This is a genomic window from Ruegeria sp. BC3, from assembly GCF_056539265.1.
This window is the reverse complement of the sequence record NZ_JBQFUP010000013.1, coordinates 1-26,546: the sequence shown is the minus strand read 5'-3', so window position 1 is coordinate 26,546 and position 26,546 is coordinate 1. Positions and strand designations below refer to the sequence as shown.

The following is a 26,546-nucleotide window of genomic DNA, read 5'->3' as shown; positions in this document are numbered from 1 at the left end:
GACTTGGGCCATCGCATTCAGCAGTTGCCCTTTATGACCAATGCCAAACCGGTCAAAGCATCCACTCAACCGGCAGCCACCTGACAACCGCCGTGAGGGCGCGCTGAAAACCGCTGGTTTCAGGATCCACAGAATGCACGGTGACGGTTCCGTCTGCTTCTTCCTGCAACCAAATCATCTGGCCATCATCGTCGAGTTCTACGCGATAGGAAAATTCCGGTTTACTCAGTTGAGAAGCAAGGGATGCCGCAATCGCAGGGCTTTCGATCAAAAGGCCCATCTCGGTATTGAGCCGCGCGGAACGTGGGTCAAGGTTGTAAGACCCTATGAATATCCGCTCACCATCGGACCCAAAGACCTTTGCGTGAAGGCCCGACGCCGACCCCGCCAGCATCTCGGGCAGGCTTCGCTCGCTGTGCTCCTGTCGCAAGGCGCGAAGCTCCAACAGCTCGACACCGCTGTTCAGCAGGCCGTCCCGATACCGCATATACGCTGCATGAACCGGCATAACGTCAGTGGCATCCAGCGAGTTGGTCAGGACACGAACCTTCACTCCGGACTTGGCGAGCCCTTCAAGAACTTCTGCGCCACGCTCGCCGGGTATGAAGTAAGCCGAGACCAGGTCCAGTGAATTTTTTGAACCTTGGGCGAACTCGATCAGTTGTTCGACGATCAGGTCTTCGCGTTGAACTTCACCCAAACCCTTTGCCGGGTCGTCGACAAAAAGGGTGACCTCGCTCCAATCGAATTTCAGCTCGCGCGCCGCTATTCGGTCGGCCAGTTCATTTTCACGGATCGCTTTCTGATAGCCCGCGCCCAAAGCCGACTGACGCGCGGCCTCGGCTTTGGCCTTCAGGCTTTGTTCGATTGGCGGGTCCAAAAAGAGATCAGCATCATAGGATGACGCGCTGTTCCAATATGCGTCGAAGGACTGCGAAACCTCATCCACAATCGGGCCGATGGCGATCGCGTCCACGTCGAGGTAGTGCGTCCCGGCTCCGTAGTCGAAGTAGATGTCACCGATGTTGCGACCGCCGACAACCGTCGCCACGCCATCCACCGTCATCGACTTGTTATGCATGCGCCTGTTCAGACGGCTGAAATCGAAAGCATAGGACAGGAGTTTGGGGCTCCTGAGCGTAAACGGGTTGAAAATACGCACATGCGCGTTCGGCAGGGCATCGAGCTCGGCAAGCAACTGATCCATTCCAGAGATGCCGTTGTCGTCGACCAGCAGCCTGACCCGCACGCCGCGTTCTGCGGCGGCCCTCAACTCGTCAAGAAGCATTAGCCCCGTCACATCGTCCTGCCAGATGTAGTACTGAGCGTCGATTGAGGATGTCGCTTCTTTCGCAAGGATGGCACGCGCCGCAAAAGCTGCGCGCCCATTGCCCAATGGTCGTACACCGTCCAGTCCGGGGTTTCGCTCAAGCGCGTTTTTGATTGTCGCCCCCAAGGGGCCGGACCAATCGGCCTCTTGTTTTGTTACTTCTGCAGAGAAATTTTGCTGGGGGAGTGGAAACGTCCACCTTAACCCGACCACGGCAAGTGCAATAACCGCCACCACAATAAGGAAATTTCGGATCAGCCGCATTCAGGGTCCTGTGTTCAGTTCGTCCAATTGGCCTTTGCACTTAGCTTGACCCAACGCCACGCAGGTTTTCAAGAGTGCAAGCCAATGTAGGCCAACCGGCGCTATGCGACCTCGCCTTTAAGAATTCCCTTGGTGGGCCGAGCGAACTTGCGATACGGCACCGAAGCTATGTCAGCCGAGCGCATTCGAAACCGCCTGGCAAAGCTTGTCCCGCATTGCAGCGTCCGTGGTGCACAGTCCCAGATCGGAATACGCACGAGACATCATGAGACGCATCCGAGCGCGTTGGTCCAAACCCTCTTGTAAGGACTGTGCGATACGGCCCGGAGCAGAGGTTGGCGACAGGTCGGCGCGTTCTCGGCGCAGGTATTCCCACGCGTCGATTTCAGTGCCGTCATTCAAGATGCAGATGCCCTGCGTAGCACCGCTTGCATCTTTGCGAATTTCATAACGCCCATCTTGCTCGATACAGAATTCGGCAGCCGGGTTCGCGATTGTTGTGCCTTCGGCCGGCTCGACGGGTTGCAGCCTGCCCTCAAGGACCGTTCCCCAGATTGGAATCTTGTCAAACTGTTCCACGGCCACTTCGTATGGGTCTTCTTCAAGGATCGTAAAGTTGGCCAGTTTGCCCGGTGTGATCGATCCGATCTCATCCTCCAACTGAATTGTATAGGCCGAGTCGATGGTGATCGCCTTAAGCGCCGTATCGACGCTTACTCTTTGATCCGGCCCGACAACGTCACCCTCCAGCGTTCTTCTGTTCAGCGCCGAGGATGCCAGCTGCAGAGGTTTGGCGGGGGCCATCGGCATATCGGAATGGAAGGACATCGGGACGCCAAGAGCTTCGACTTCGCCCAACGGTACCATCCGCGCGTTGCGCTCGGGTCCGATGCCGATGTCTCCATAACGTCCCGCAAGTGCGGTTACATAGTATGGATTGGCGCTGACCATTGCACCCAACCGGGCCGCGCGCTCGATCTGATCCGGGGCCGCGAATCCAAAGTGAACAAGAACCGTGCGATGGTCATAACGCGGGTTACGACGCAATGCCGTCTCGAGGTTGTCGAGCAGCACGTCCATACCGGCGTCACCATTGTTGTGAATATGGATTTGCCATCCGGCATCCCAGAAGGTCTGAAACGCATAGGTGAATACATCCGGGTCGATGATCCACGCGCCTTCATGCCCGTCAGTATATCCATCTCGCATCTGCATAAGCTGGCTATAGATGGCACCATCAGTAAACAGTTTGATCTGCTTCTGCAGGTATCGGGTTCGCCCCGTGCCCCAATCATAGACCGACTCGGCCATTTCAATCACCGCCGCGGGATCGTCCATATTGGGCAAAACAAAGGATTTGCCATCGCCGATGAAGTAGTGATTGAACGGCGTCGCGTCTGATGAATACACCGCATTCACCGCATCTTGCAGGGCCTTTGAAAAGAACCCGCCTGGTTCGCAGGCCGTCGTCACGCCGCTTTTGTGGTAATAGTCGATCGAATATTCCAACCCGGCCTTCATCCGCTCAGGCGTCGCAATCGCCGGGGCGATCAGGTCGAGCAGCGCCATTCCGCCTTGTTCATAGAAATGCCCGTTCTCCAGATTTCCTTGCGCCGCTGCGCTTGGTGAGAGTGTGGAAAACCACGCCTCATCAACTCCGTAGAGTTCCATGACTTTGGTGTTCAAAAAGAACTCGTGGCACGAGCGATGCCAGACAATCGCCGGAAAATCGGGTGCAAGCTCGTCCAGGATCGCGCGGCTCATGTCGCCATGCATGTAGTGGTGGTAGCCCCAGGTCACGAACGTCTCGTTGGCATCGTCGTGTGCTGCAAGGGCCGCCAACAGACGTTCGCGATACCCGTCGGGGTCTCGGACTTGTGCAGAGAAACCTTCCTCGGCGTCCCATGGTTCGATGGATATGACGTGGGTTGTCATCGTCAACGCCGCCAGAACGGGATGGACGTGTTGCTCGACAAACCCCGGCAGGATCACCTTGTCGGCAAAGGTCTCATCGATGCGAAATGGCTGGTCACCGATAAGCGCATCAATTTCAGCCCGACTGCCAACTGCTGCAATCCGATCCCCTACAACTGCAACGGCCTCAGCGCGTGGGGTATCGGGGTCCATCGTAATGATCGCGCGGGCGGGGAAAACGGTGGCCTCCGGCAACGCAAAGGATCCCCCGGTTATGTCTTGAAGATTTGTAGTTCCTGCCCAAACAGCTTTGGAAGGAATAAGCAGAGCCGATGATGAGGCACCGGAAAAAAGGCGAAGCAAGGTGCGGCGAGTTACGTCTGGCATGACAAATCCTCCAAATCAGCGAGCATTCAATTGCAAGTAGATGAATGAAATTATGCATACGCTAACATCGAACTCTGGCTATGCCGAATAGAATCCGCGAAAGCCGTTGTTCCATATCTGCAGACAACTGGGGAATTTCGTTACCAACGTTCGCCCCTTGGATCGGCCGTTGTGCGGGCCCTGAGTTGACCACAAGTGAACCTGACCCATTTAATCGGGCCATGGGGGTATCAGAAATGCCAGTAAAAGCCAGTCTGGTCGCGATGTGTGTGCTGTGCAGCCCGGCCGCCGCCCTAGAGCTGCGGGAAACCGGTCGCTATGAGTTGAACCGGCCAGCTAGCTTGGATTACGATCCAACGTTCTGCGGCTTATGGATCGCCAATGAAGGGCCAGAGGCCGTGCTTGTCACGCTGCAGGGGGACGAGCTGCGCCGGATCTCCAGCGACCTGTACCGGATCAAGGCGATCGCTATCGAAGGGGATCACCTGCTGGTGGGCGACGGGTTGGGCAGCCTGCAGCGGGTCACCAAGGACGGGACACCGTTGGGGGTGCCGTTCACGTTGGAAGGCGGGTTTGCAGATACCGAAGGCATCGCCATCAACGCCAAGGGTCAGATCGTTACGGTCGAGGACGACCCCGAACGGTTGTCGTGGTTCGATGGCGACGGCAACCTGACCACCCGCATTGATACGATGCAGTTATCCCCACCCCTGAGTGAGGCGCAGGGTATCGCGATTGACCCGCGTACAGGTCACATGCTGATTGTCGATGACTGGGAAGGAACCAACAGCTTGTATGAGTTCACGGCGGACGGGCAGTTGCTTGCCCAGCAAAGCCTGCTGGAGTTCGGCACAGACCCTGAAGGAATTGCCATTCGGCCCGGGTCGAACCAACTTTTCGTGGCATTCGACGGGGGCGCAAAGATCGTGACCTTTGACTACACGCCTACCTTGCCCGAGGGGACTCCTCCGCCGCCGCCGGGCGCGGACTGCATGATGTTCTAGGCGGGTGTCCCTGTCGGGCTGAACACCTCGATCTCTTGTGGCAGACCGCGCAGGGAATGATGGCCGACGGATTGGACCGCTGCCCCCAGATGTTCTGCGACATTCGCGGTGATCAGGGTGGTCTCGCCCAGCTCTTTGCACAGGCCTTGCACACGGCTTGCGACGTTCACGGCCTGGCCGACCACAGTGAAATCCAACCGGTCGGGACTGCCGATATTGCCGAAGGTGACGTGACCAAAATCTATCCCGATCACAAATTCAATCGGCTCACGCCCTGTTTCGGCGCCCGCATGGTTGTAGTCTTCAAGGTTGGAGAGGGATTGCTGTGCAGCGGCTACAGCGGCCCGGCAGGAGATTTCAGCACTGCCTTCGTTTTCGAAAATTGCCAGAATTCCATCGCCCATGAATTTCAGGACATCGCCCCCGGCCTGCTGAATAGGGGTCACGACCATTTCGAAATAGTCGCCCATCATGTCCAGCAACTGCGTCTCGGGCCAGGCCTCGGACTTGGCGGTAAAGCCGCGAAGGTCGGCAAACAGGATGGCGGCGGATACGGATTTGTGCTCGCCACGTTTGATATGCCCCTGACCGATCTCTTCGGCAGGACCATGACCCAGATAGGTCTGCAACAGGCTTTTTTGCGAATGGCGCATCGCGATGGGTTCCAGCGCCGCCGCCAGTGCAAAGCGCGAGTCTTCCAGATAGCGAATATCCCTGTCGGAAAACCCTGCTTCTGCGTTCGAGGTGTAGCTGGTGCCCTGAACCGAGCCGTTACCATGTTCCAGCGGGATGGCCAGAAAATCGGTAGCGCCTGCTTCGGCCAGTTCCGCATAGACGGAATGCTCGGTCGTAAAGTCCAACCCGATCAATCGTTTGCGCAGCGGGCGGCGATTGGTGACAATGTATTCAAACGGGCTGCCATGCCAGGCGCTTGTCGACAGGACTGTCGTTGCCACCGTATAGCGGCGGGTTTCGTCCGGGGTCCAGATGATCCCCCAGGCGCTGAGCAGCGGGTTCGAGTAATTCTGGGCGATCCGCGCCCGTGCCAGCGGAACGCCCAGCTGCACCAGACCCTCGCAGTATCCTTTGACGATCGCGGTTTCGTCGCCCAGCAAACGCCCTTCGGAAATCAACCAGCGGTTCAGGTCATCTATCTCGGACACGGGCGTTCTCGCTTTGGTGGACGTAGCTTCATTCTACATATCATTTGCACCGAAAGAACCCGCGCTGAACGCGGGTTCGGGTGGTGTCAGCTGACGGCCGCTGCCTTGGTCGGGTCTTCCTCAAGCTGTTTCAGCAGCCGTGCCTGTTTGACCTTGGGGTCCAGGTCGGGGTCGGTCAGATGGGCCAGCATGTCTGGTACCGAGGCTTCGATCTGGTCCTCAGTGGCCAGCGCCATACCGTGGGACACGAAAGGGCGCAGATAGGTCATGCCCGCCAGATTGGCGGTTTGCTGGAACGGTTTCAGAAACTCGGCCATCGAGTAGTTGTTGTAGCCTCCTGCGTGATAGCTGTGTTCCGGGCCACCGGTCGACACAAGGATCAGGAACTCACGCCCTTTCAGTCGGTCGCCGCCGGGGCCGTAGGCAAAGCCATAGCTCAGCACCTGATCCATCCAGGCTTTCATCACTGGCGGGGCCGAATACCAATAGAACGGAAACTGGAACACGATACGGTCATGGGCCAGCAACAGGGCCTGTTCAGCCTCGATATCAAAGCGCATCTCGGGGCCGCCGATTGCGGTCAGATCGCGGGTGGTGACATCGGCCGCGTCAGAGAGCGCGTCGAACCACGCCCGGTTGATGCGCGATGTTTTCAGGTTGGGATGCGCTGTTAGAACAAGGGTCTTCATGAGGCTGCCTCTTGCAGAAGATTCGCGGAGTATGTGGTGATTAGCGGGCGACCATCGGGCCGAGTGTCAAAGCGCCAGTTTTCCTGCACGCGTGCTTCGATGGTTTCGCCGGTGGTCGTTCTGGCGCGGAACAGAACTTCGAACTGTGCCGCGCCGGGCGTGACTTGAATATTGCTGACATGGTGTTCGGTCGGTCTTTGCAAGGTGCTCAACACACCGGCGTACCATGCGCGCACCCGGTCATGCCCGGACAGAGCAGGGTCGGTATCGGGCATGTCCCAGTCCACATCCGGGTGCAGGTCTGGCAGGAACGCCTCGATCGGATCCAGGCGGTCGAACCGGGCAAACCAGTCCGCGATAAAGGCGCGGATTTGGGTTTCGGTACTCATTGGGATCAAACCTCCGGTTTACTGGCTGGCGGCTTTCACGCGTTCGGCTGCAAGCGCAGGCAAGTTTTCGTTGCCCAGCTGCGCCCGCAGATTTGCGCGCATGAAGGTGATCTTCCAACCATCATCGGTTTTCGCCAGTTCATGCTGGTAGTCGCCTATAAAGACCCATGTATTCTCGCCTTCATTCTCAAGGATATGCGTGGCGTAGATGTTCGAGGTGGTGGTGGCCGTGTCGCCGTTGACGCTGACGCTTTCCGTTCCCATCAGGTGGTGGGTGCGGTCATAGCCGGGTAAAACCGTTTGCCATGCTGCGACGATCTCGGCGGGCAGCAGGGTTGGAAGGTCAGCCGACGTACCCGCCGAGGCATTCGCGTATGAGGTGTAGTCCAGCACCGCGCCGTCGGGGTGGAATTGCGCGGCCACCTTGTCCCAATCGCCCTGATCCGCGTAGTACCCAACATTGTTGATCGCGTTCAGAACCTGTTGTTCATCAGAGATTTCAGCCAGTGCGGCGGTGGAGGCCCCCGCAAGCGCAAGTACTCCTGTCAGAAAAGATTTCATCGGTCAGTCTCCGTCAGGTCAGAGTGAGTTGTGTGGGTTACTTGGCCAGACGCTCGGGCACCGGGGCCAGATCGTATTGCGACCAGAAGAACGTGTTGGCCGCGTCTTGATCGGCCGACAGGTTCGTGGCCTCGACGATTTTGCCGTCCTCGATCCGGTAGACCAGCGCCCAGGTCGTATCGACATTTGGCTTGCCTTCGGCATTGGACCAGCCGCGGTGGATATCGACCACGTGAGTCTCATCCGCACCGAAATAGATCGGATCGGCCTTGAAATTGGCGGCCCCCAGCTGGGCGAAAAAAGCCAGCACTTCGTCACGACCATTCTTGGTGCCGGACAGGGGGTGACGACCGGGAATGTGCCATTTGACGTTTTCGTCCATCACGGAGGCGATGCCGTCCAGATCGTTTGCGCCATAGGCGGCAAAGAAGTCCTGTACGACTTTGATGTTGTCTTCTGGGGATGCGGCCATGGCGATATCTCCGGACATGATTGCGGCGGTAAGGGCCGCGGCTTTGGTCAGGGTTTTCATCTTGGGTCCTTTCAGGCGTTCAGGAAGTCGGCCACAGCGTCCGAGGCTGCGGTCACGGCGTCTTTGCGGTCGTAGAAATCGAACTGGGTTACGTCCTCGCCCAACCACAGCTTTTCCAAAGGCGCTTTGGTACGGGCTTCATAGGCGGTGGCACCTGCAGGCAGGGCGATCGAGGGTGAACCAACCATCAGCATCGGCTTGGTCAACCGGTCCGCGCTGGCTTGTGCGTCATAGGTCAGCCAAGGCTTCCACGACGCGACCGAGAACTTATTGTCATAGGCCGGGATCAGGCCGCGATCTTCCTCGGTATAATACGGGGCCTGATACATAACGGCGTTTTCGTCCGTGGTACTGGCCCCAAGCAGAACTGTGTCCTCAGCGCCGTCAGCCTCAGAGGCGGCGATCAGGCTGGCGGCCATCTCGGGACCGCCATAAATACCCTCGGCCATCGCGGGATCATGCAGCCATGGGGCCACCAGTGCGACTTTTTGCAGGTTCGCGTCGTCTGCCACAGCGGCGGCCATGTAACCGGAGGATGCACACACCCCCAAACCTGAGATACGGCTACTGTCGACCTCGTCCAGTGAGGTCAGAAAGGCTGCGGCTGTGCGAATGTCCGCCGTCTTGACGGACGGATCCTCCACAAAACGTGGAGTTCCTTCGCTTTCACCCCAGCCCGTGAAATCAAAGGCCAGAGCGGCAAAGCCGCGGGCTGCCAGTTCACGGGCATAGGTGCCGGGCATCTGCTCTTTTACGGTGGTCCAGGCCCCGGTCACGATAACGGCGGGCAAGGCCGCCGAGGAGTTTTCGGGCGTATACAACGTACCTTTGAGGGTATTGCCGTTGCTATCGAAGGACACGGCGCGTTCGGCAACGCCTTTGCGTGTAGGGCTGTTTTGCAGAGAGATGCGGGTCGGTTGGGTCATAGCGCGTTCATCCTCTTGATCAGTCTGTGCTGCGATGGAACAAATCTAGGCGCTGAACGGTTTTGCGATAATTCCCCGGTTTTTCACTTCTTTCATGTATGGTATCGAATAATAGGTTCAGAAGGAGTTACCGTGCGCCTGCCCCTTGCCACGCTTGAAATCTTTGCAGCCATTGCCCGGCACGGATCGTTGCGCGCTGCAGCCGAGGCGCTGGGCATCAAGCCGTCAACTGTCAGCCATCAACTCAAAGCGCTGGAAGATCAGCTGGGCACAGCTCTGTTCATCCGCACCACCCGGTCAATCAGCCTGACCGAGGCCGGGCGCGCGCTGATCCGCGGGGCAGGCCCTGCCTTTGAGCAACTGTCCGAGGCCGTCGAGAGTGCGCGCAGCACCGGGCACGCCGCACGCGGGACCTTGAAGCTGGCCATGCCCGAATTCGCCTATCACCTATTCGTGGCCCCAAGGTTGCAGAGCTTTTGTGCGGCCTATCCCGAGATCGAGCTAGAGCTGTCGCTGACGGATGCGCTGTCAGACATACTGGGCGAGGAGTTACATGCAGGTTTCCGGCTGGGGGACCGCATTGCACATGATATGGTCGCCGTTCGCGTAACGCCGCCCTTACAATTGGCTGTTGTGGCCAGCCCAGACTATTTGGCGACCCATGGATATCCAGACCAGCCGCGTGATCTGTTGGATCACAGTTGCATCCGCTATCGGTTCCAATCCGCAGGTCGCATCGCGCCGTGGGAATTTCAGGGCAAAGACGGCGCCTATTCGGTTGACGTTCAGGGCAATCTGATCACAAACACCCTTCCGGCTTCTGTCGATCTGGCCAAAAAGGGTTTGGGTCTGATGTACACCTTCCGGGATTATCTCGTCGATGACATCGCCGCAGGCGCGCTCAGCCCGCTATTGGAAAAGCATTTGGGGACGACACCGGGGATCTTCCTGTACTTCCCGCGCGAATACAGAACCATGATGCCTCTGAAACTGTTCCGAGAGCACCTGACCGCGCCTTAGCTGCCGTTGCTTCAAGGCCGCTGTCTGCGGCTGATCAATCCGTATTTCATGGCCCAGGACCGAAACGACCGCCGCCGAGGCTTTTGCGCTTTCACCGCATGCTTCTCAGGCACGCCGCCTTTCCGGTTGAACTCGAACACGTCAATGACCCGCTCGGCGCAGCCGCAGGCTTCGCCCATTCCGACCTTGGCGAAATAGAATTTCTCGAACCGTTCCTGAGATTTCATGACGGACCTCCTGATGCGATTGAACCGTCTTTGACGGCGCTTGCCAAATCACATTCCGGTATCATTGCAGAAAACCTTCAAAGGCCAGAGTGTTCCAAAAATACCCCGCTTTGGGATTCGTGGCGCCAGCGTTGTGGTTTTAGTTTTTTGGAAACCTAGACTGCGTTAGCATTTTTTCAAAAGCGAATGCGTGCATCAAAACTGTGCGTGTTGAGGCCGGGCATCTTCGACAGGCGAATCCACGAAGTGAAAAGACTTATTGCGTACACATCGGTGTTGGTTTGTGGTTTCGCTTCGGTGTCCCAGGCGCAGGACCTTGACCCGGATGCGTCAGAAGCTGCCGCTCGAGCAGCCTTGGCAGTCCTCAGCGTTGCGGCCACCCCAAACGAAACCTTGTCATCGCTGTCCTTTCTCAGCGCATCGGGCAACGCAACTAACCTGCGCTACACACAGTTGCGCGGTGGGTTCAAACCCTTGGACAACGGTCTCTATCTGGAAGGTCTTGTTGCGTATCAGAACTACAACCCGGTTTTGATTTTCCCCGAGATCGCGTCGGATTCAGAAGTAGATGTGACATGGTCAAGTCTTGCTGCCACCGTAGGCGTCGGGTGGGAGCAGTTGATTGGCAATGACTGGTATATTCGCCCGGCGGTCCACTTGTCGCTTGGGCATGTCACCACCGACGCGGTGTTTTCCAATTTTCCGCTGTTTCCCGGGCGCGCCGGGGATACCAGCGTTGTAGATGGGAACCTGTATGCATTTGGTGCCGGCGGATCGCTGAGTATTTTTCGCGAGGCGCGGTTTGGACGTTGGGAGGCCGAGTTCCGGTTGCGGCAATCGTTTCTGGAGTTTTATCCGATCAACGAACCGCAGGCGGACGATGCCCGCGCCAATTCCAACCAAACCACGCTATTTTCGCGCCATCGCTATCCGCTTGATAACGTGAAGCTTCTGGGCCGCCCGTCCAAGCTGGTTCTGGATGGCGGAGTGGTGCTGTACCATGGTGATAGCGCGATGGTGCTTGATACTGATTGGCTTGCTACAGCCGGGATCGGGATCGAGGTTGATACGACAAGGATTGGTCTTCCTGCGGTTCAGGCGGGGCGCATTATGCTGAACGGCATCGTGGCGGATTCGTTTTCAGGCTTTTCCGTCGGGTTTGGTATCCGTTTTTGAGCCAAACAAGAAAAGGGCGCAGAAACTCCGCGCCCCTAACACTGCTCTGATTGTTTTGGGAATTACTTCCAACCAACTTCGTTGAAGATCTTTTGGGCCTCGGGCAGGTTCTTGGCGACATCGGACAGGCTGATTTCGTCTGCTTTGAAGTCGCCCAGAGCTTGGACCGACTCGGCCAGTTCTACACCTGCAACAGCCGGGAATTCGTCGTTACCGGCCGAGAAATACTGTTGCGCGCTGTCGCTTGCCAGATACTCCAGGAACAGTACGGCGTTCTCTTTGTTCGGAGCGTTTGCTGCAACACCTGCACCCGACAGGTTCATATGTGCGCCATAGCCGTCCTGGTTCGGGAAGACCCATCCGATCGACTCGATATCAGCCGAAACGCCTTTGACGTCTTTGCGGATCGCGCGCGCAAAGTAATAGGTGTTCGACACGGCGATGTCACACTCGCCCGAGACGATGCCACGCAGCTGGTCAGTGTCGCCGCCTTGCGGTTCGCGGGCCATGTTGTCGACGATGCCTTGGGCCCATGCTTTTGCGGCCTCGGGGCCTTCATGGGTGATGATCGATGCCAACAGGGTCTGGTTATAGGTGTTGCTGGACGAACGGATACAGATCTGACCCTTGTATTCCGGCTTGGCCAGATCGGCATATGTGGCCGGTGGGTTGGCGACGTTTTCCTTGTCGAAGAAGATGATGCGGCCGCGCTGCGAGAAGCCGAACCACTGATCGTCGCTGTCTTGCAGGTTCGCGGGAATACGCTCTTCCAGTACAGCGCTGTCCACCGATTGCAGGATACCTGCATCCTTTGCACGTTCCAGGCGCGAAGTGTCGACGGTCAGCAGAATGTCGGCGGGCGAGTTCGCACCTTCGGCTTCCATCCGCGCGATCAGTTCGTCGGCTTTGCCTTCGATGCGGTTGATGGTGATGCCGGTGGCCTTTTCGAAATCGGTATAGAGGTTTTCGTCGGTGTCGTAATGGCGCGAGGAATAGAGGTTCAATTCCCCCTCGGCGGCGGCAGAAGTGGCGATCAGTGCTGTCAGAGCAGCGGCAATGCAGGTCGAGGATTTCAGCATCGTGGTTCCCAGTAATGAAAGATGTGGCGGTTCATAATCCGACTGAAATTGTCAATTAAACGATTCTCGGGGAGAAGCAAGAAATTCCGACAAAATTTGTCGGTCAAAACGTCGCTGCGGTTCTGAACATCAGGAAGGGCTGAAAACACTTGGTGTTTCGCCGTCCGATGCAAGTTGATCAATCCAAGGCTGACCTTGATCCGAATTTCCGGCCAATTCCCAAATCAAGGTAGAGCGCTGGGCGCCGGAATAGCCGCTTGACGGGATGTAATAACATTACGATAACTGAAGCCCAGCGTCCCAAACATCACATAGGTAATGCTCAATGACTAATACCCGCCTTCCCGTCACTGTCCTGTCCGGCTTTCTTGGGGCGGGCAAGACGACCCTGCTGAACCGCGTGCTCAACAATCGTGACGGGCGCCGGGTTGCCGTGATCGTCAATGATATGTCCGAGGTCAACATCGACGCCGATCTGGTGCGCGCCGATACCGAACTGTCGCGGACGGACGAAACGCTGGTCGAGATGTCCAACGGCTGCATCTGCTGCACGCTGCGCGATGACCTATTGGACGAAGTGCGGCGACTGGCAGGCGAGGGGCGGTTCGACTATCTGCTGATCGAATCGACCGGGATCTCAGAGCCTCTGCCCGTTGCGGCCACCTTTGATTTCCGTGACGAGCTGGGCGAAAGCCTGTCGGACATCTCGCGTCTGGATACAATGGTGACCGTGGTCGACGCGGTGAATCTGTTGGCAGACTTTTCCAGCCACGATTTCCTAGCAGACCGTGGAGAATCGCTAGGTGAAGAGGATGAGCGAACGCTTGTCCATCTGCTGACCGATCAGATCGAGTTCGCGGATGTGGTGATCCTCAACAAGGTCGCGGACGCCGGGCCCGACCGTGTGGATGCCGCGCGCAAGATCATTCGCAGCCTGAACGCCGATGCACGGATTATCGAGACGAACCATTCGGACGTTGCGGCGGAAGAGATTCTTGATACCGGCCTCTTCGATTTCGAAAAGGCGCATGAACATCCGATGTGGGCTAAAGAGCTTTATGGGTTTGCCGATCACGTCCCGGAAACCGAGGAATACGGTGTCACCAGCTATGTCTACCGGGCGCGGCAGCCTTTTGTACCTGAAAAAATCCTGACGATACTGAACGGCGATTTGCCGGGCGTCATTCGCGCAAAAGGGCATTTCTGGATCGCGACGCGTCCCGATTGGGTGGCCGAATTCTCGCTTGCCGGGGCGCTGTCCTCGGTCAAACCGCTGGGCACATGGTGGGCCACGGTCCCGGAAGAACGCCGACCGGATCACGAAAGCGCGCAGGCGCATATCCAAGCCCATTGGCAAGAGCCCTGGGGCGACCGGCGGCAAGAGATTGTGTTTATCGGCAGCGGCATTGATTGGCCGGCGCTCAAAGCTCGTCTTGATGCGGCGCTGCTGCCCGCGGTCGTCGCAGGCCGTCCCGAAGACTTGCCCGATCTTCCTGACCCCTTTCCCGTCTGGCGCCGGACGGAGGCCGCCGCATGACCCTGGTCCGTGAGATCGTCAAAGACGCGGCTATTGGCGTCGGTGTTGCCGACACGCCCGAAGGCTTGTCGGTCATTCACAACCCAGGTTACGCCGCAGCAATCTGGCGTCGCGATCCCTTGGCCAGCTTTCAGTCCTGGATTGACGGTTTGTGTCCCGAACAACTGCCCAAGGCGCGGGTCATCCTGCGGCCAGAGGCTGTGCGCAACGCCGTTGTCGAGCCGTGCGAGGCTTCCGGTACTCCGGCTGGGTTGGAGCGTGACCGGCTTGTGGATGACGTGGCCGCGCTGGCCGCGATGTTTGCGGATTTGACGCGATCAAAATGGTTGCGGCTGCGTTTGGACGTTGTGGCGACAAACGCCTGCCGCAGGTTCCACATCGATGCGGTGACGTCGCGCCTGGTCTGCACATACCGCGGGACGGGGACTCAGTACGGGATCTCGACCGACGGCATGGATCCCACCCGCGTGTTCACCGTGCCCACGGGTTCTCCAGTTGTTTTGCGTGGAACACTTTGGCCGGAAACTCCGAAATCGGGGCTTTTGCACCGCTCTCCGCCGATCGAAGGCACCGGTGAAACGCGTCTGTTGCTGGTCCTTGATCCCGTGGCGGACCCGGAACACGAGCCGGATCATATGTTCGCGCACTAGAGGCTTTGGACCAAAAAAAACCGCGCTTAAAAGCGCGGCTTTTTCTATTCGGTTTGTGCAGTTCTTAGCCCTGGCGAGCTTTGAACTTGCGCTGCGTCTTGTTGATCACGTAGACGCGGCCTTTGCGACGCACAATCCGGCAGTCGCGGTGCCGGTTCTTGAGCGAGCGGAGCGAGTTCTTGACCTTCATGGGTCTGTCTCCAATCTGCGGCGCCTTCATCAAAGACGTGGCCAGCGCCTGGGTTAGCGGGTGCCCCGGAGTTCCGGAACAGTGAAACGATGGTGGGCGGTACAAGGATCGAACTTGTGACCCCTTCGATGTCAACGAAGTGCTCTACCGCTGAGCTAACCGCCCACTTTACCTTTGCGTGCCCAGCCCCATAACGAAATGGGGCGCGGAACCCCGCGCCGGTAGCGGGGTCTATAAAAGGAGTCGCAGAGGGGTTCAAGGGGTTTGGTAGAACTATTTTCCGGTCTATGTTCAATGCGAACAAGGAGTCGCCATGAAGAACGCTGCTTACGTATTGGATATGCCCGCCAAGCGCACGTCTTGCGTGGTGTTTTCCTCTCCGCATAGTGGCCGGAACTACCCCGCTGCGATGCTGAACCGTACGGTTCTGAACCAAAAGGTGATTCGTTCATCAGAAGACGCTTTTGTGGATCAGTTGTTTGCATCGGCCATTGATTATGGCGCGCCGCTGATAGCCGCGACCAAGCCGCGGGCCTATCTGGATCTGAACCGCAGCGCCGAGGAACTGGACCCGGCGTTGATTCAGGGCGCACGCCGTCACGGACATAACCCGCGTGTCGCATCCGGGTTGGGAGTGATTCCCAGGGTCGTGGCCAATGGGCGCGCGATCTACCGGGGAAAACTCACTATGGATGAGGCCCGGTTGCGGATTGATACCTGCTGGCGGCCGTATCATGCGCGGTTGAAATCCCTTTTGTCCGAATCCCACGAAACCTTTGGTCAGGCGATTTTGATTGATTGCCACTCGATGCCGCACGAGGCGGTTTCGATGGTCAGTACGGCCAAGTCGCAACGGCCTCAGATCGTTTTGGGCGACAGATTCGGGGCATCCGCTTCGGCTGCGATCGTGGACCGTATTGAAGAGGCCTTTGCCTCGGCCGGTCTGGTGGTTGCGCGCAACGCGCCATTTGCCGGTGCCTACGTGACGCAGACATATGGGCGGCCTGGTCGAAACCAGCACGCCATCCAGATTGAGATCGACCGCTCGCTCTATATGGATGAGGTCAGGATCGCGCCTAACGACAATTTCACGGCGTTTCAGGATTTGTTGCGGGCGGTCATCCGGGACATCTCGCGCATCGGCAGTGACCCGTTGCGTCTGGCTGCCGAGTAGGATCAGCGCAACGCACGGCCCTTCACAATTGCATCCGTTCCAAACCGGCGTCGGATTTCGTCCGTGGCACGTTCGGCCTGTGACCGTCGCGCCGCGCCGGGGTCCAGCAGATCGCCCGAGATGTCCGCCTGATCCTCGGGGCACAGATCGGAAATTCCGCACCCCAACAGGCGATAGGGCCCCTTATCGCCGACCTGATCGAACAACCCGCGCGCGGTACGATAGATGCGATCTGCGATCTGTGTGGCATCCCTCAGCGATACGCGCCGTGTGATGATCTTGTGGTTTGCTTGCTTCAGTTTCAGCGTCACAACCCGGCCCGCCAATCCTTTGGCCTTGGCCCGGTCTGCTACCTTTTCGGACATACGCCACAGGTGGCCGTCCAGAATATCCAGGCTGGCCGTGTCTTCGAAAAACGTGGTTTCGTTGCTGATGGATTTCATCGGCTCATGCGAAGACACGCGCCGCTTGTCCTGTCCACGGGCCAGATGCCACAGTCGATACCCCATCGAGCCAAAGCGTGCGCTGAGGGCCTCCTGATCCCAGCGCAGCAGATCCGAAAAGGTTCGAATGCCCGCACGATCCAGTGACTCCTGCGCAGCCGGACCGATCCCCCAGATCAGGCGCACGGGCTTGTCGTGCAGGAACGCAGCCGTTTCGGCCTTTCCGATCACCGAAAAGCCGCGCGGCTTATCCAGGTCCGAGGCGACCTTGGCCAGAAACTTGTTGTGCGACAGGCCGATGGAGCCGGTCACGCCCAGTTCATCCTTCATCCGTTTTACTAACCGCGCCAACATGACCGCAGGTGGGGCACCATGCAGGCGTTGCGTGCCTGACAAGTCCATAAAAGCCTCGTCCAGCGACAGAGGCTCGATCACTGGGGTCAGTTCGTCCATCATCTTGCGGATCTCGCGTGAGACCTCGGCATAGACCGACATGCGCGGCTTGATGACCACGGCGTCCGGGCACAGTTGCAGCGCCTTGAACATTGGCATGGCCGAGCGCACCCCGCGAATGCGTGCCACATAGCATGCGGTCGAGACCACACCCCGCTTGCCGCCCCCGATGATCACCGGCTTGTCTGCCAGTTCGGGATTGTCCCGCTTTTCGACCGAGGCGTAGAACGCGTCGCAATCCATATGCGCAATGGACAGGTCGAACAATTCCACGTGCGTCTTGATCCGCGGACTGCCGCAAGAGGGGCAGCGCGCCTCATGTTCAAATGTTGAATAGCAGTCGCGGCATAAAGCGGGCATCAGACGTTTTTCTCAGTTTATGCGCTTTGAGGTGTTGGCTAAAACTATCTTGTCGAGACACAAAGAGAAAGCGGTTCATGCAGTTCACGGGGGCAAAGGTCGCGCTGTTTCTTGGGGCGGAATTGCTGGTGATCCAGAGAGACGACAAGAAGGATATTCCATTTCCGAACCATTTCGATTTTCCCGGCGGCGGTCGCGAAGGGGCCGAGACGCCTTTGCAATGTGTCACCCGGGAAACCTTTGAAGAGGTCGGATTGCGTCTGGGCGATGCTGATTTCGTTTGGTCGCGCCGATACGAACAAAACTGGTTTTTCGTGGCCCACAGACCGCCCAGTGACACCAGTCTGATACGTTTTGGTGACGAGGGGCAGGGGTGGAGTTTGATGTCGCCGATTGCCTATCTGGATAATCCGCTGACTGTGCCCAACTTTGCGATCCGCCTTCGTCATTACCTGACCGAGGCCAGACCATCTTTTGACGTTTAGTTCTTTCTGAAGAAGACCCCCCGCGATTGGCGGGGGGAGGTGACGGACCTCAGGAAGAGATGGTCCGCGGGGAGTATCACGGCCCAAGAATCGCTCAAATTCCACGAATTAGATAGGATCGAGGTCACACAACGAAAACTCACATGTTTCATGTGTGTTTTCGGGCACAGGGACTATTTGGCGCGGATCGGACAAAAGTGACGTAAGGTCAACTGCTTGGATCGCGGGCAACCCTAAAATCTGCCCGCGCGGGCGCGCTCGTCCAGCACTATTCGCAAAAAATCAAACCTGCCCAAAGCAGGGGTTTAACCCCTGTTCGGTGTTTTTGCTTGGGGCGATGCCAGTTCGGCAAGGATTGCTTCGGCGGCGGCCTTTGGGTTCTCGGCTTGGTAGATTGGCCGGCCCACGACGATATGGTCCACACCGTCCGCAACCGCATTGGCAGGCGTCGCGACGCGTTTCTGGTCGCCCAATTCTGCACCTGCCGGGCGAACGCCGGGGGTGACGATCAAGCGGCCCTCGGCTTGGGGCAGAGCGCGGATCAGGGCGGCTTCTTGCGGGCTTGCGATGACGCCGTCCGCACCGGCCTCAAGCGCGCGGGCTGCACGTTCGACAACCAGATCCTGCACATCGCCTTCTTTCAGAAGGCTGGCGTCCAGATCGTCGCGGTTCAGCGAGGTCAGAATGGTCACTGCCAAAATCTTGAGGTCTTTGCCCGCGGCCCCTTCTTTTGCGGCGCGCACAACATGCGGGTCTCCGTGTACCGTCAGAAAATCCAGATCGAACTGGGCCAGGCCGCGTACCGCGTTTTCGACCGTGTTGCCGATGTCGAACAGCTTCATGTCCAGAAAGATGCGTTTGCCGTGGTCCTGCTTTAGCTCATTGGCCAGCGCCAGACCGCCACCGGTCAGCATGCCCAACCCGATCTTGTAGAAGGAAACGCTATCGCCAAGCCGCTCGGCCATGGCCAGCCCCTGCAGGGCGTTGGGGACATCAAGGGCTACGATCAGGCGATCATCGGACATGGTGCGCGCTCCACTTTTTGGCAAACGTCCGCGTCCTAGCGGGTTAAGGGCCACATGTCCATGCGGGACAGGTGGGTGATCAAGATCAAACATCTTGGGACAGGCTGTGATATGGTGCCGACCATTCATCAAAGCATTTGCGAAAGGCGGGACAATGAAACACTGGGTTGGTTTGGGCATTCTGGTTCTGTCCGCGTGTCAGGACATGCCGCTTGAAAGTGAAGCCGCAGATGTGACGGTGGTTTCGCCGACGAATGATGACCTTCGGCTTGTTCGCGGATACCGGTCCACAGACGACGACTGTCAGCTGACAGGAGAAACCGCATTTACGGTTAATTTTCTGGATGATGCGGCGGACCTGGTCTCCTGTCCGACCGGCAGTGATGCGGCGCAGTCTCTGGTGGCGATGTATGCCGCGCGCGAGGTCGCCAGGACTGGTGGTTACACTGTCTATACCGTGCCTCGACGATAGGCCGAAAACACAGGGCCAGCCCCTTGAACGGGCGAAGTTATTTCCCAAATTGAATGTGAGGCCCAGACCGAAGCGTGCCGCCAAGCGGGCGCATCACATTCAGGGCGCTTGAGAAAAGGAGAATTACATGGACTTGAACAAGTTCACCGAGCGGGCACGGGGTTTCGTGCAGGCGGCGCAGACGATTGCGCTGCGCGAGGGGCACCAGCGGTTGTTGCCCGAACATATTCTGAAAGCATTGATGGATGACGATCAGGGGCTGGCAAGCAACCTGATTACACGCGCGGGCGGGGCGCCCGGTCGCGTGGTCGAGGCATTGGACGCTTCGATGGGGAAGATCCCAAAAGTCAGCGGTGACGCAAGCCAGATCTACATGGACGGCCAGACCGCCAAGGTTTTGGACGAGGCCGCAAAGATTGCCACCAAAGCGGGTGACAGCTTTGTACCGGTCGAGCGGGTTCTGATGGCTTTGTGCATGGTGAAATCCAAAGCCAAAGAGGCCTTGGAAGCCGGTGCCGTATCCGCACAGAAGCTGAACGAAGCGATCAACGATATCCGCAAGGGTCGCACCGCTGACAGTGCGTCGGCGGAAGAAGGCTATGATGCGCTCAAAAAATACGCGCGTGACCTGACCGAGGCGGCCGCCGAGGGCAAGATTGACCCGATCATCGGGCGGGATGAGGAAATTCGCCGCTCGATGCAGGTTCTGTCGCGCCGCACCAAAAACAACCCGGTTCTGATCGGCGAACCCGGCGTCGGTAAAACCGCGATTGCCGAGGGCATGGCCCTGCGCATCGTGAACGGAGACGTGCCGGAATCGCTGAAGGACAAGAAGTTGCTCGCGCTTGATATGGGCGCGCTGATCGCCGGTGCGAAGTACCGCGGTGAGTTCGAGGAACGCCTCAAGGCCGTTCTGACCGAGGTGACCGAAGCTGCCGGTGAGATCATTCTGTTCATCGACGAGATGCACACGCTGGTCGGAGCAGGTAAATCCGACGGCGCGATGGATGCTGCTAACCTGATCAAGCCTGCGCTTGCGCGGGGTGAGCTGCATTGTATTGGCGCGACCACGCTGGATGAGTACCGCAAATACGTCGAAAAAGACGCGGCCCTTGCGCGCCGGTTCCAGCCTGTGATGGTCACCGAGCCGACGGTCGAGGATACGATCAGCATCCTGCGCGGCATCAAGGAAAAGTACGAGCTGCACCACGGTGTACGCATCTCGGACTCGGCGCTGGTGTCGGCGGCGACCTTGTCGCATCGTTACATCACAGACCGTTTCCTGCCCGACAAGGCCATCGACCTGGTCGATGAGGCCGCGTCGCGTCTGCGGATGGAAGTCGATTCCAAACCTGAAGAACTGGATCAACTGGATCGCCAGATCCTACAGATGCAGATCGAGGAAGAGGCGCTGAAGCTTGAGGACGATGCGGCCTCGAAGGATCGTCTGGAAACCTTGCAAAAGGATCTGGCCGACCTGCAGGAGAAGTCCGCCGAGATGACCGCCCAGTGGCAGGCCGAACGCGACAAGCTGGCTGGCGCGCGTGATCTGAAGGAGCAGCTCGACAAGGCGCGGGCCGATCTGGAGATCGCCAAGCGCGAAGGTAATCTCGCCAAGGCGGGTGAGCTGTCTTACGGCGTCATCCCCGAGCTTGAGAAACAGTTGACCGAGGCCGAAAACGCCGAAAGCAACGCCATGATGGCCGAGGAAACGGTGCGTCCGGAACAGATTGCCTCGGTGGTTGAGCGCTGGACGGGTATCCCGACCTCGAAAATGCTGGAAGGTGAGCGTGAGAAACTGCTGCGGATGGAAGATGATCTGCATTCCCGCGTCATCGGTCAGGATGCGGCGGTGACCGCTGTCGCCAATGCCGTGCGCCGTGCGCGTGCGGGCCTGAATGACGAAGGTCGCCCGCTGGGTTCGTTCCTGTTCCTCGGTCCGACCGGCGTGGGTAAGACCGAGCTGACCAAGGCCGTAGCGAACTTCCTGTTCGACGACGACAACGCGATGGTGCGTATCGACATGTCCGAGTTCATGGAGAAACACGCGGTCGCCCGTCTGATCGGTGCCCCTCCGGGCTATGTTGGGTATGACGAAGGCGGTGTGCTGACCGAAGCCGTGCGGCGCAGGCCTTATCAGGTCGTGCTGTTCGATGAGGTCGAAAAAGCGCACCCGGATGTGTTTAACGTCCTGTTGCAGGTTCTGGACGATGGCGTGCTGACCGATGGTCAAGGCCGCACGGTGGACTTCAAGCAGACGCTGATCATCCTGACGTCGAACCTTGGGTCTCAGTCGCTGAGCCAATTGCCCGAAGGTGCGGACAGCGCTCAGGCGAAGCGGGATGTGATGGATGCGGTCCGGGCCCATTTCCGGCCGGAATTCCTGAACCGTCTGGACGAGACCATCATCTTTGACCGGCTCAAGCGGGCCGATATGGATGGTATCGTCGATATCCAGATGGCGCGTCTGCAAAAACGTCTGGCCGCCCGCAAGATCGAGCTGGCTTTGGACGAAGGCGCCAAAGAGTGGCTGGCCAACGAAGGTTATGACCCGGTCTTTGGTGCGCGTCCGCTGAAGCGCGTGATCCAGCGTGCGTTGCAGAACCCGCTGGCTGAGGCGCTGCTTGCCGGTGAGATCAAGGATGGTGAGACCGTCCCTGTGACCGCTGGTTCCGATGGCCTGATCATCGGCGACCGGTTGGGCACGTCAGAACGGCCGCGGCCGGATGATGCCGTGGTGCACTAAATTGGGAGTAGCCCCTGGAAAGACCCACCATCACGGTGGGTCTTTTTCCGTCTATAATGAATAGACGACAAACTCGTACCGTCCTGTACCAATGGATCGGACGGTTTTAGGCAACAGATCAGGGTTTCGGCGCTTGGTGGTCTTTCCTGACCAGAACACGCTTGGCTCCGCCTCTTGCAGCATCGACCAGACTGGACACTTGTCCAATAGTTCCCAGGAATTCCATTCCCTCCCGCGCAGTTCGAGTTCTCAGATCAAGAATGATCGTCCCATCGTCGGAAACTGAATTCCGAAAAAAATCTTCGTAGGTCTGAACAGGATAATGGAAGCCGCAAGAAATAAAGCTCATCGCTAACTCAATAGACCCGACGGCAGAAAGATCGTCCGTTTTCGGGTTGAGGCATGTGATACTGCCCGTATCGACACCGTTCTGTGTCAAAAAAGAGCGCGCAACGGACAAACTGGAATAGGCAGCGCCGGTTTCACCATACCCGAAATGGCGTTCTTCAGTTTCTTCCAGATCAATGAGCGTCAAACGGCAGTTGTGGTCCTTCCACAAAAATAGATCGAATATTGCGTATCCGCATCCGATGTCGGCGACGGATTTTGGTTTTGCACCGTTTATGGCACCTCGGATTTCCTGATACTCCAGATAAATGATTGCAGCAGCGCGTTTTGCCAATTGATCGCCGTGCTCAAGTACCAGTGACAAAGCCGGTTCTGGGTCACCTGCGGCCCATGCTCGAACCACTCTGCCAGATCGCGGCTGATCATAGATGATCTCGGATCTTTGCATGATTAGGTTTACAAGGTCATCTTTTGAAAACGCATCAAACGACAGCTCTGCCACAGGGGGCAGAGCTGTAGCTTCCATCATTTGTTCAGTCGAAATCATAATGGGTGGCCAATCCAGAACCGGAATAGGTTTTGGTCGGAAGATGAATCAGATTTCTGCCGCATGCAACGTCGCATCCGGTGGTTCGGATTGGTCGTCTCTAGATCATCGCAAAAATACGAGCAGGCCCGCCAGTTCCGCCCGCATGTTTTGGTGCGCCGATCACAAGAGTAGCCCCTGCTGCAGGTACACGCTCCAGCCCTGCGATGTTTTCGATCCCGTACCGGCCGGTCGGAAGCCACGCGTAATGGGTTGCGAAGTCGGTCGAGATGCCGTGGTCCAACGAGAGCGTATCAGACGCAATCGAGCGTGCGCCGGTCTCTTCGATCAACATCATCGCCGCCTCGGGGTGGAATCCAGGGTAATGCTGGGCTTCGCCATCAAACCCGCGAAATGCGTCGCTGTCAGCCTTGGCGGCCCAGCCGGAGTACAAGGCGACGCATGCGCCGTCCGGGATGTCGCCATGGGTGGACGTCCAGGTCTTGAGGTCATCCGGTGTCAGCAATGTATCGGCGTCTTCAGCGGCGCGGGCGGCAATGTCGACCACGCATAGCGGGGCGACCAGGTCTGAGACCGGGATTTCGTCAACCGATGCGCCATCCGCAGAAAAGTGCAAAGGCGCGTCGATATGGGTGCCCGTGTGTTCATTCACGGTCATGCGCTGCAGGTTGAAGCCGTGCTCGCCAAAGTTGAACACCTGCTCTGATGCGTATCCCGGCTCACCGAAATAGGTCGGGAAATCTGGGCTGATTGTATGGGTCATATCTTCGACCTTGCCGTGCCCGGCGGCCAGAGCGACCGGTGCGCTGGCCCCGGTTGCAGCAACAGCAACGCCCGAGGCTGCAGCAGCTTTGAAGAACCCTCTTCTTGACAGCATCCGGTCTTTGACCGCGTTCATCACACAGATGTCACACATTCGTCTTCTCCCTTCAGTCTGGCCCGGCAATCGGGTTTGCGATGGACCCAGGGGCCAGCCGTTGGGTCCTGTGGTCCAGACTGCAAGCGGGGGGAAGCACTTGTAAAGGCTGGTGGACTGGATGAGCGACCCTCAGCAGATCATCGGCAATCAACAAGGCGTGACCTTCTGCAGGGCGGTCCGAGCACTTCCAAAAGATAAGAGCCCACCGAAGGGCGGGCTCTACAAAGAACTGAATCAGTCAGTTCACGCGCCGCTGGGCAGAGCGTTCAAATCCTGAGCGGTCGACTTGGTCAGCTTGTTTTCTTCACCAAGCTCTTTGCAGGTCACCGGGTAGGTCGCGTTCGCGTCGCAACCTGAAATAGGGTAGGTCTGTTTCTGGCCGCATGCTGCAACAATGAGGATCAGAGAGATCCCAGCGACAAGTTTCAGTTTCATGTGTCGTCCGTTCCGATCAAAGTTTCCGAAATGCAGGGCGCGACCCGAGTGGCCCAGTTTCTTTAGCCCTTTGCGCGCAGAATGCCTTGTGGGCATTGTGGCTTCTTTGATCAAAATCAATGATTTAGGTGACGTTGGGTCAGGCGTTTGCTTCGCCGCCTCCAGTGCGCACCTGCCCGCATCTCCGCGTCCGCATGTCTGCGCAATGATGGCCCTGCGGCGCCGGGCTTTGGGAATCGTTACAGTCTCTTCTCCCAAACGTGACGCATGTTGCCTTGGCGCTGTGCTATCAGCGGATTAACTGAAACACAGGCTGATCTAACCAAGGAGACCTTCATGGCGCATCGCTGGACCAATACACTGACACATGCCGACGTCACGCCACGTGCGGCGTTTCTGAACCGGCGGCAGGTGATGGCTGGCCTGGCAGGTGTCGGATTGGCGGGACTGGCCAGACCGGCAGCGGCGCAAGAAGCTCTTGAGCCCAACACCTGGGAAGAGATCACCTCGTACAATAATTTCTACGAGTTCGGCACGCGCAAGGATGATCCCGCGAAATACGCGCATACACTGGTTACAGAACCTTGGAGTGTGACCATCGACGGTATGGTCGACAAGCCTGGCGAGTACGACTTCAAGGACATCATGTCCGAGATGACGGTAGAAGAACGCATCTACCGCTTTCGCTGCGTCGAAGCCTGGTCGATGGTTATTCCCTGGAACGGGTTCGAACTGGCCGATTTGCTGAACATGGCCGGGGTACAAGAGGGCGCGAAGTACGTGGCCTTCCAAACCGCCTATCGCCCCGATGAGATGCCGGGGGTTCAGTTCCCGATTCTGGAGTGGCCGTACCGTGAGGGTCTGCGTCTGGATGAGGCGATGCACCCGTTGACCATCATGGCGACGGGTATTTATGACCGTCCGATCCCAAACCAGAACGGGGCACCGCTGCGTCTGGTGGTGCCGTGGAAATACGGGTTCAAATCGATCAAGTCGATTGTCCGTATTACACTGACCGATGTCGAGCCGCCGACCAGCTGGAACATGTCGGCCCCGCGCGAATATGGCTTTTATAGTAATGTGAACCCGAACGTGGATCATCCGCGTTGGTCTCAGGCCTCAGAACGGCAGATCGGCGGCGGCTTGTTCGCCAAACGCATCCCTACTCTTATGTTCAACGGGTACGAAGAAGAGGTCGCGGGGCTCTACGAAGGTATGGACCTGGCAGAGTTCTACTAACGCCATGCAAAAGCTGAACCAGACCCTTCGCCGCATTCCTGTCTGGCTGGTTTACTTGCTGGGGGCGCTTCCCGCCCCCTGGCTGTTCTACCAGGGTTTGACCGGTGGTCTGGGCATTGATCCGATTGAGGCACTTGAGCATCGATATGGCGAACTGGCACTGCAGCTTTTGATTGTGGTGCTGGCGATCTCACCATTGCGGAACTTTACGGGGTTGAACCTGATCAAGTTCCGCCGCGCGCTGGGCGTGCTGACCTTCACCTATGTCGCCTTGCATCTTCTGGTGTGGCTGATTCTGGATGTGCAGGTGCCCAGCCAGATTTGGGCGGACATCGTCAAGCGGCCCTATATTACAGTCGGGATGGCGGCGTTTCTGCTGATGATCCCTTTGGCGATCACATCAAACAATCTGTCCGTACGCAAATTGGGTCCTCGCTGGCGCAGCTTGCAGCGACTGGTCTTCCCGGCCGCCATTCTGGGTGGCTTACACTATGTCATGCTTGCCAAGGGGTTTCAGATTGAACCGCTCGTCTATCTGTCACTGATCATTGGCCTGCTGTTACTGCGGGTTCCGGTTTCCGGCCTGCTGACTCGGTTCCGTTCCGCCGATTCCGCCTGACTCGGCAGCGAGTCTGTGGGTAACCTTGTGCAAAACGTTAGATTCGGTCCTGCTTACTTGATTTCTGCGTGTTTCGGCTAATGTATGTATCATTTAAATTGTTGTTTTAATTGGTAAATTCATGTTTTTTCCGTTTTTTTCAAATTTAGCGAATTTTTCGGTTGCGGAGGTTTGTTGTAATACTTAGAACCCCCTTCACCGGCGCTGCTGAGGCGGTGCTGACGGGTCGGAGAGACGGCCTGA

27 protein-coding genes and 1 tRNA gene are annotated in these 26,546 nt (G+C 57.8%); 11 read left to right on the top strand and 17 right to left on the bottom strand.

From position 1 onward, the window contains the following. Positions 1-52: 52 nt before the first annotated feature. Together ACR0MV_RS20950 and ACR0MV_RS20945 are read right to left on the bottom strand one after the other, a co-directional pair. Complete coding sequence (locus tag ACR0MV_RS20950; RefSeq protein WP_480703614.1) at positions 53-1,594, bottom strand: phospholipase D family protein; 1,542 nt, start codon at positions 1,592-1,594, stop codon at positions 53-55. A 171-nt stretch (positions 1,595-1,765) separates the two neighbouring features. Next, entirely contained in the window at positions 1,766-3,763 is a 1,998-nt protein-coding gene (locus ACR0MV_RS20945; RefSeq protein ID WP_480703613.1) for an amidohydrolase family protein, read from the bottom strand. Between the two features lie 368 nt (positions 3,764-4,131). Between ACR0MV_RS20945 and ACR0MV_RS20940 the strand changes: the two genes are divergently transcribed. After that, entirely contained in the window at positions 4,132-4,899 is a 768-nt protein-coding gene (locus ACR0MV_RS20940; RefSeq protein ID WP_480703612.1) for a hypothetical protein, read from the top strand. On the opposite strand, the gene ACR0MV_RS20935 is transcribed toward ACR0MV_RS20940, so the two are convergent. The 6 genes from ACR0MV_RS20935 to ACR0MV_RS20910 all read right to left on the bottom strand — a co-directional run bounded on the left by ACR0MV_RS20935 (position 4,896) and on the right by ACR0MV_RS20910 (position 9,159). Then, positions 4,896-6,062 carry an adenylate/guanylate cyclase domain-containing protein gene (locus tag ACR0MV_RS20935; RefSeq protein ID WP_480703611.1) on the bottom strand — a complete coding sequence of 389 codons (1,167 nt, stop codon included), beginning with the start codon at positions 6,060-6,062 and terminating at the stop codon, positions 4,896-4,898. The genes ACR0MV_RS20940 and ACR0MV_RS20935 overlap by 4 nt on opposite strands. A gap of 86 nt (positions 6,063-6,148) precedes the next feature. Then, positions 6,149-6,751 carry an NAD(P)H-dependent oxidoreductase gene (locus tag ACR0MV_RS20930; protein ID WP_480703609.1) on the bottom strand — a complete coding sequence of 201 codons (603 nt, stop codon included), beginning with the start codon at positions 6,749-6,751 and terminating at the stop codon, positions 6,149-6,151. Then, entirely contained in the window at positions 6,748-7,140 is a 393-nt protein-coding gene (locus ACR0MV_RS20925) for a nuclear transport factor 2 family protein (protein ID WP_480703607.1), read from the bottom strand. Before ACR0MV_RS20925 ends, ACR0MV_RS20930 begins: the two co-directional genes overlap by 4 nt. Before the next feature lie 18 nt (positions 7,141-7,158). Further along, positions 7,159-7,701, bottom strand: coding sequence for a nuclear transport factor 2 family protein (locus tag ACR0MV_RS20920; protein ID WP_170429593.1), 543 nt, complete (start codon positions 7,699-7,701; stop codon positions 7,159-7,161). Between the two features lie 37 nt (positions 7,702-7,738). Next, complete coding sequence (locus ACR0MV_RS20915) at positions 7,739-8,233, bottom strand: nuclear transport factor 2 family protein (protein ID WP_254445871.1); 495 nt, start codon at positions 8,231-8,233, stop codon at positions 7,739-7,741. An 11-nt stretch (positions 8,234-8,244) separates the two neighbouring features. Next, positions 8,245-9,159, bottom strand: a complete 915-nt coding sequence (locus ACR0MV_RS20910; RefSeq protein WP_480703605.1) for an alpha/beta hydrolase — start codon at positions 9,157-9,159, stop codon at positions 8,245-8,247. Positions 9,160-9,291: 132 nt separating this feature from the next. Here ACR0MV_RS20910 and ACR0MV_RS20905 point away from each other — a divergent pair, with 132 nt between their 5' ends. Beyond that, positions 9,292-10,179 (top strand): LysR family transcriptional regulator, encoded by an 888-nt coding sequence (locus tag ACR0MV_RS20905; protein ID WP_480703604.1) that lies wholly within the window; start codon positions 9,292-9,294, stop codon positions 10,177-10,179. 11 nt (positions 10,180-10,190) lie between these two features. On the opposite strand, the gene ACR0MV_RS20900 is transcribed toward ACR0MV_RS20905, so the two are convergent. After that, positions 10,191-10,406, bottom strand: coding sequence for a hypothetical protein (locus tag ACR0MV_RS20900; protein WP_480703603.1), 216 nt, complete (start codon positions 10,404-10,406; stop codon positions 10,191-10,193). A gap of 246 nt (positions 10,407-10,652) precedes the next feature. On the opposite strand from ACR0MV_RS20900, the gene ACR0MV_RS20895 reads away from it, so the two are divergent. Next, the gene (locus ACR0MV_RS20895) at positions 10,653-11,582 is read left to right on the top strand and encodes a hypothetical protein (RefSeq protein ID WP_480703602.1); all 930 of its coding nucleotides are present in this window, start codon (positions 10,653-10,655) and stop codon (positions 11,580-11,582) included. 62 nt (positions 11,583-11,644) lie between these two features. On the opposite strand, the gene ACR0MV_RS20890 is transcribed toward ACR0MV_RS20895, so the two are convergent. Further along, positions 11,645-12,661: a Fe(3+) ABC transporter substrate-binding protein gene (locus tag ACR0MV_RS20890; protein WP_480703601.1), complete on the bottom strand. Its 1,017-nt coding sequence runs from the start codon at positions 12,659-12,661 to the stop codon at positions 11,645-11,647. A gap of 325 nt (positions 12,662-12,986) precedes the next feature. Between ACR0MV_RS20890 and ACR0MV_RS20885 the strand changes: the two genes are divergently transcribed. Together ACR0MV_RS20885 and ACR0MV_RS20880 are read left to right on the top strand one after the other, a co-directional pair. Further along, the gene (locus tag ACR0MV_RS20885; RefSeq protein ID WP_480703600.1) at positions 12,987-14,198 is read left to right on the top strand and encodes a GTP-binding protein; all 1,212 of its coding nucleotides are present in this window, start codon (positions 12,987-12,989) and stop codon (positions 14,196-14,198) included. Continuing rightward, positions 14,195-14,848: a DUF1826 domain-containing protein gene (locus ACR0MV_RS20880; protein WP_480703598.1), complete on the top strand. Its 654-nt coding sequence runs from the start codon at positions 14,195-14,197 to the stop codon at positions 14,846-14,848. The genes ACR0MV_RS20885 and ACR0MV_RS20880 overlap by 4 nt, the downstream gene beginning before the upstream one ends. A 64-nt stretch (positions 14,849-14,912) precedes the next feature. On the opposite strand, the gene ykgO is transcribed toward ACR0MV_RS20880, so the two are convergent. Further along, the gene (ykgO, locus tag ACR0MV_RS20875; protein ID WP_008755722.1) at positions 14,913-15,038 is read right to left on the bottom strand and encodes a type B 50S ribosomal protein L36; all 126 of its coding nucleotides are present in this window, start codon (positions 15,036-15,038) and stop codon (positions 14,913-14,915) included. A 90-nt stretch (positions 15,039-15,128) separates the two neighbouring features. Beyond that, positions 15,129-15,203, bottom strand: a tRNA-Val gene (locus ACR0MV_RS20870). Between the two features lie 148 nt (positions 15,204-15,351). On the opposite strand from ACR0MV_RS20870, the gene ACR0MV_RS20865 reads away from it, so the two are divergent. Continuing rightward, positions 15,352-16,212, top strand: coding sequence for an N-formylglutamate amidohydrolase (locus ACR0MV_RS20865; RefSeq protein ID WP_480703596.1), 861 nt, complete (start codon positions 15,352-15,354; stop codon positions 16,210-16,212). Positions 16,213-16,214: 2 nt separating this feature from the next. Here ACR0MV_RS20865 and ACR0MV_RS20860 read toward each other — a convergent pair whose 3' ends face one another. After that, positions 16,215-17,468 carry a DNA polymerase IV gene (locus ACR0MV_RS20860; RefSeq protein ID WP_480703595.1) on the bottom strand — a complete coding sequence of 418 codons (1,254 nt, stop codon included), beginning with the start codon at positions 17,466-17,468 and terminating at the stop codon, positions 16,215-16,217. Between the two features lie 77 nt (positions 17,469-17,545). Between ACR0MV_RS20860 and ACR0MV_RS20855 the strand changes: the two genes are divergently transcribed. Continuing rightward, positions 17,546-17,953: an NUDIX hydrolase gene (locus ACR0MV_RS20855; protein ID WP_480703593.1), complete on the top strand. Its 408-nt coding sequence runs from the start codon at positions 17,546-17,548 to the stop codon at positions 17,951-17,953. 305 nt (positions 17,954-18,258) lie between these two features. Here the strand turns inward: ACR0MV_RS20855 and pyrF are convergent, their stop codons facing one another. Next, positions 18,259-18,978: an orotidine-5'-phosphate decarboxylase gene (gene pyrF, locus ACR0MV_RS20850; RefSeq protein ID WP_475201041.1), complete on the bottom strand. Its 720-nt coding sequence runs from the start codon at positions 18,976-18,978 to the stop codon at positions 18,259-18,261. A 154-nt stretch (positions 18,979-19,132) separates the two neighbouring features. Between pyrF and ACR0MV_RS20845 the strand changes: the two genes are divergently transcribed. Continuing rightward, positions 19,133-19,450 carry a hypothetical protein gene (locus tag ACR0MV_RS20845; RefSeq protein WP_170470187.1) on the top strand — a complete coding sequence of 106 codons (318 nt, stop codon included), beginning with the start codon at positions 19,133-19,135 and terminating at the stop codon, positions 19,448-19,450. Between the two features lie 127 nt (positions 19,451-19,577). Then, positions 19,578-22,196 (top strand): ATP-dependent chaperone ClpB, encoded by a 2,619-nt coding sequence (clpB, locus tag ACR0MV_RS20840; RefSeq protein ID WP_480703592.1) that lies wholly within the window; start codon positions 19,578-19,580, stop codon positions 22,194-22,196. 118 nt (positions 22,197-22,314) lie between these two features. On the opposite strand, the gene ACR0MV_RS20835 is transcribed toward clpB, so the two are convergent. The 3 genes from ACR0MV_RS20835 to ACR0MV_RS20825 form a co-directional block, all read right to left on the bottom strand. Then, a complete protein-coding gene (locus tag ACR0MV_RS20835; protein ID WP_480703591.1) occupies positions 22,315-23,091 on the bottom strand; it encodes a class I SAM-dependent methyltransferase in 777 nt (258 codons plus the stop codon). Positions 23,092-23,191: 100 nt separating this feature from the next. Further along, positions 23,192-24,007 carry a cyclase family protein gene (locus tag ACR0MV_RS20830; RefSeq protein ID WP_480703589.1) on the bottom strand — a complete coding sequence of 272 codons (816 nt, stop codon included), beginning with the start codon at positions 24,005-24,007 and terminating at the stop codon, positions 23,192-23,194. Between the two features lie 246 nt (positions 24,008-24,253). Beyond that, positions 24,254-24,445, bottom strand: coding sequence for a hypothetical protein (locus tag ACR0MV_RS20825; protein ID WP_170470179.1), 192 nt, complete (start codon positions 24,443-24,445; stop codon positions 24,254-24,256). Positions 24,446-24,781: 336 nt separating this feature from the next. On the opposite strand from ACR0MV_RS20825, the gene msrP reads away from it, so the two are divergent. Together msrP and msrQ are read left to right on the top strand one after the other, a co-directional pair. Beyond that, a complete protein-coding gene (gene msrP / locus ACR0MV_RS20820) occupies positions 24,782-25,684 on the top strand; it encodes a protein-methionine-sulfoxide reductase catalytic subunit MsrP (RefSeq protein ID WP_170429543.1) in 903 nt (300 codons plus the stop codon). A 4-nt stretch (positions 25,685-25,688) separates the two neighbouring features. Beyond that, entirely contained in the window at positions 25,689-26,303 is a 615-nt protein-coding gene (gene msrQ / locus ACR0MV_RS20815) for a protein-methionine-sulfoxide reductase heme-binding subunit MsrQ (protein WP_480703587.1), read from the top strand. Positions 26,304-26,546: the final 243 nt, after the last annotated feature.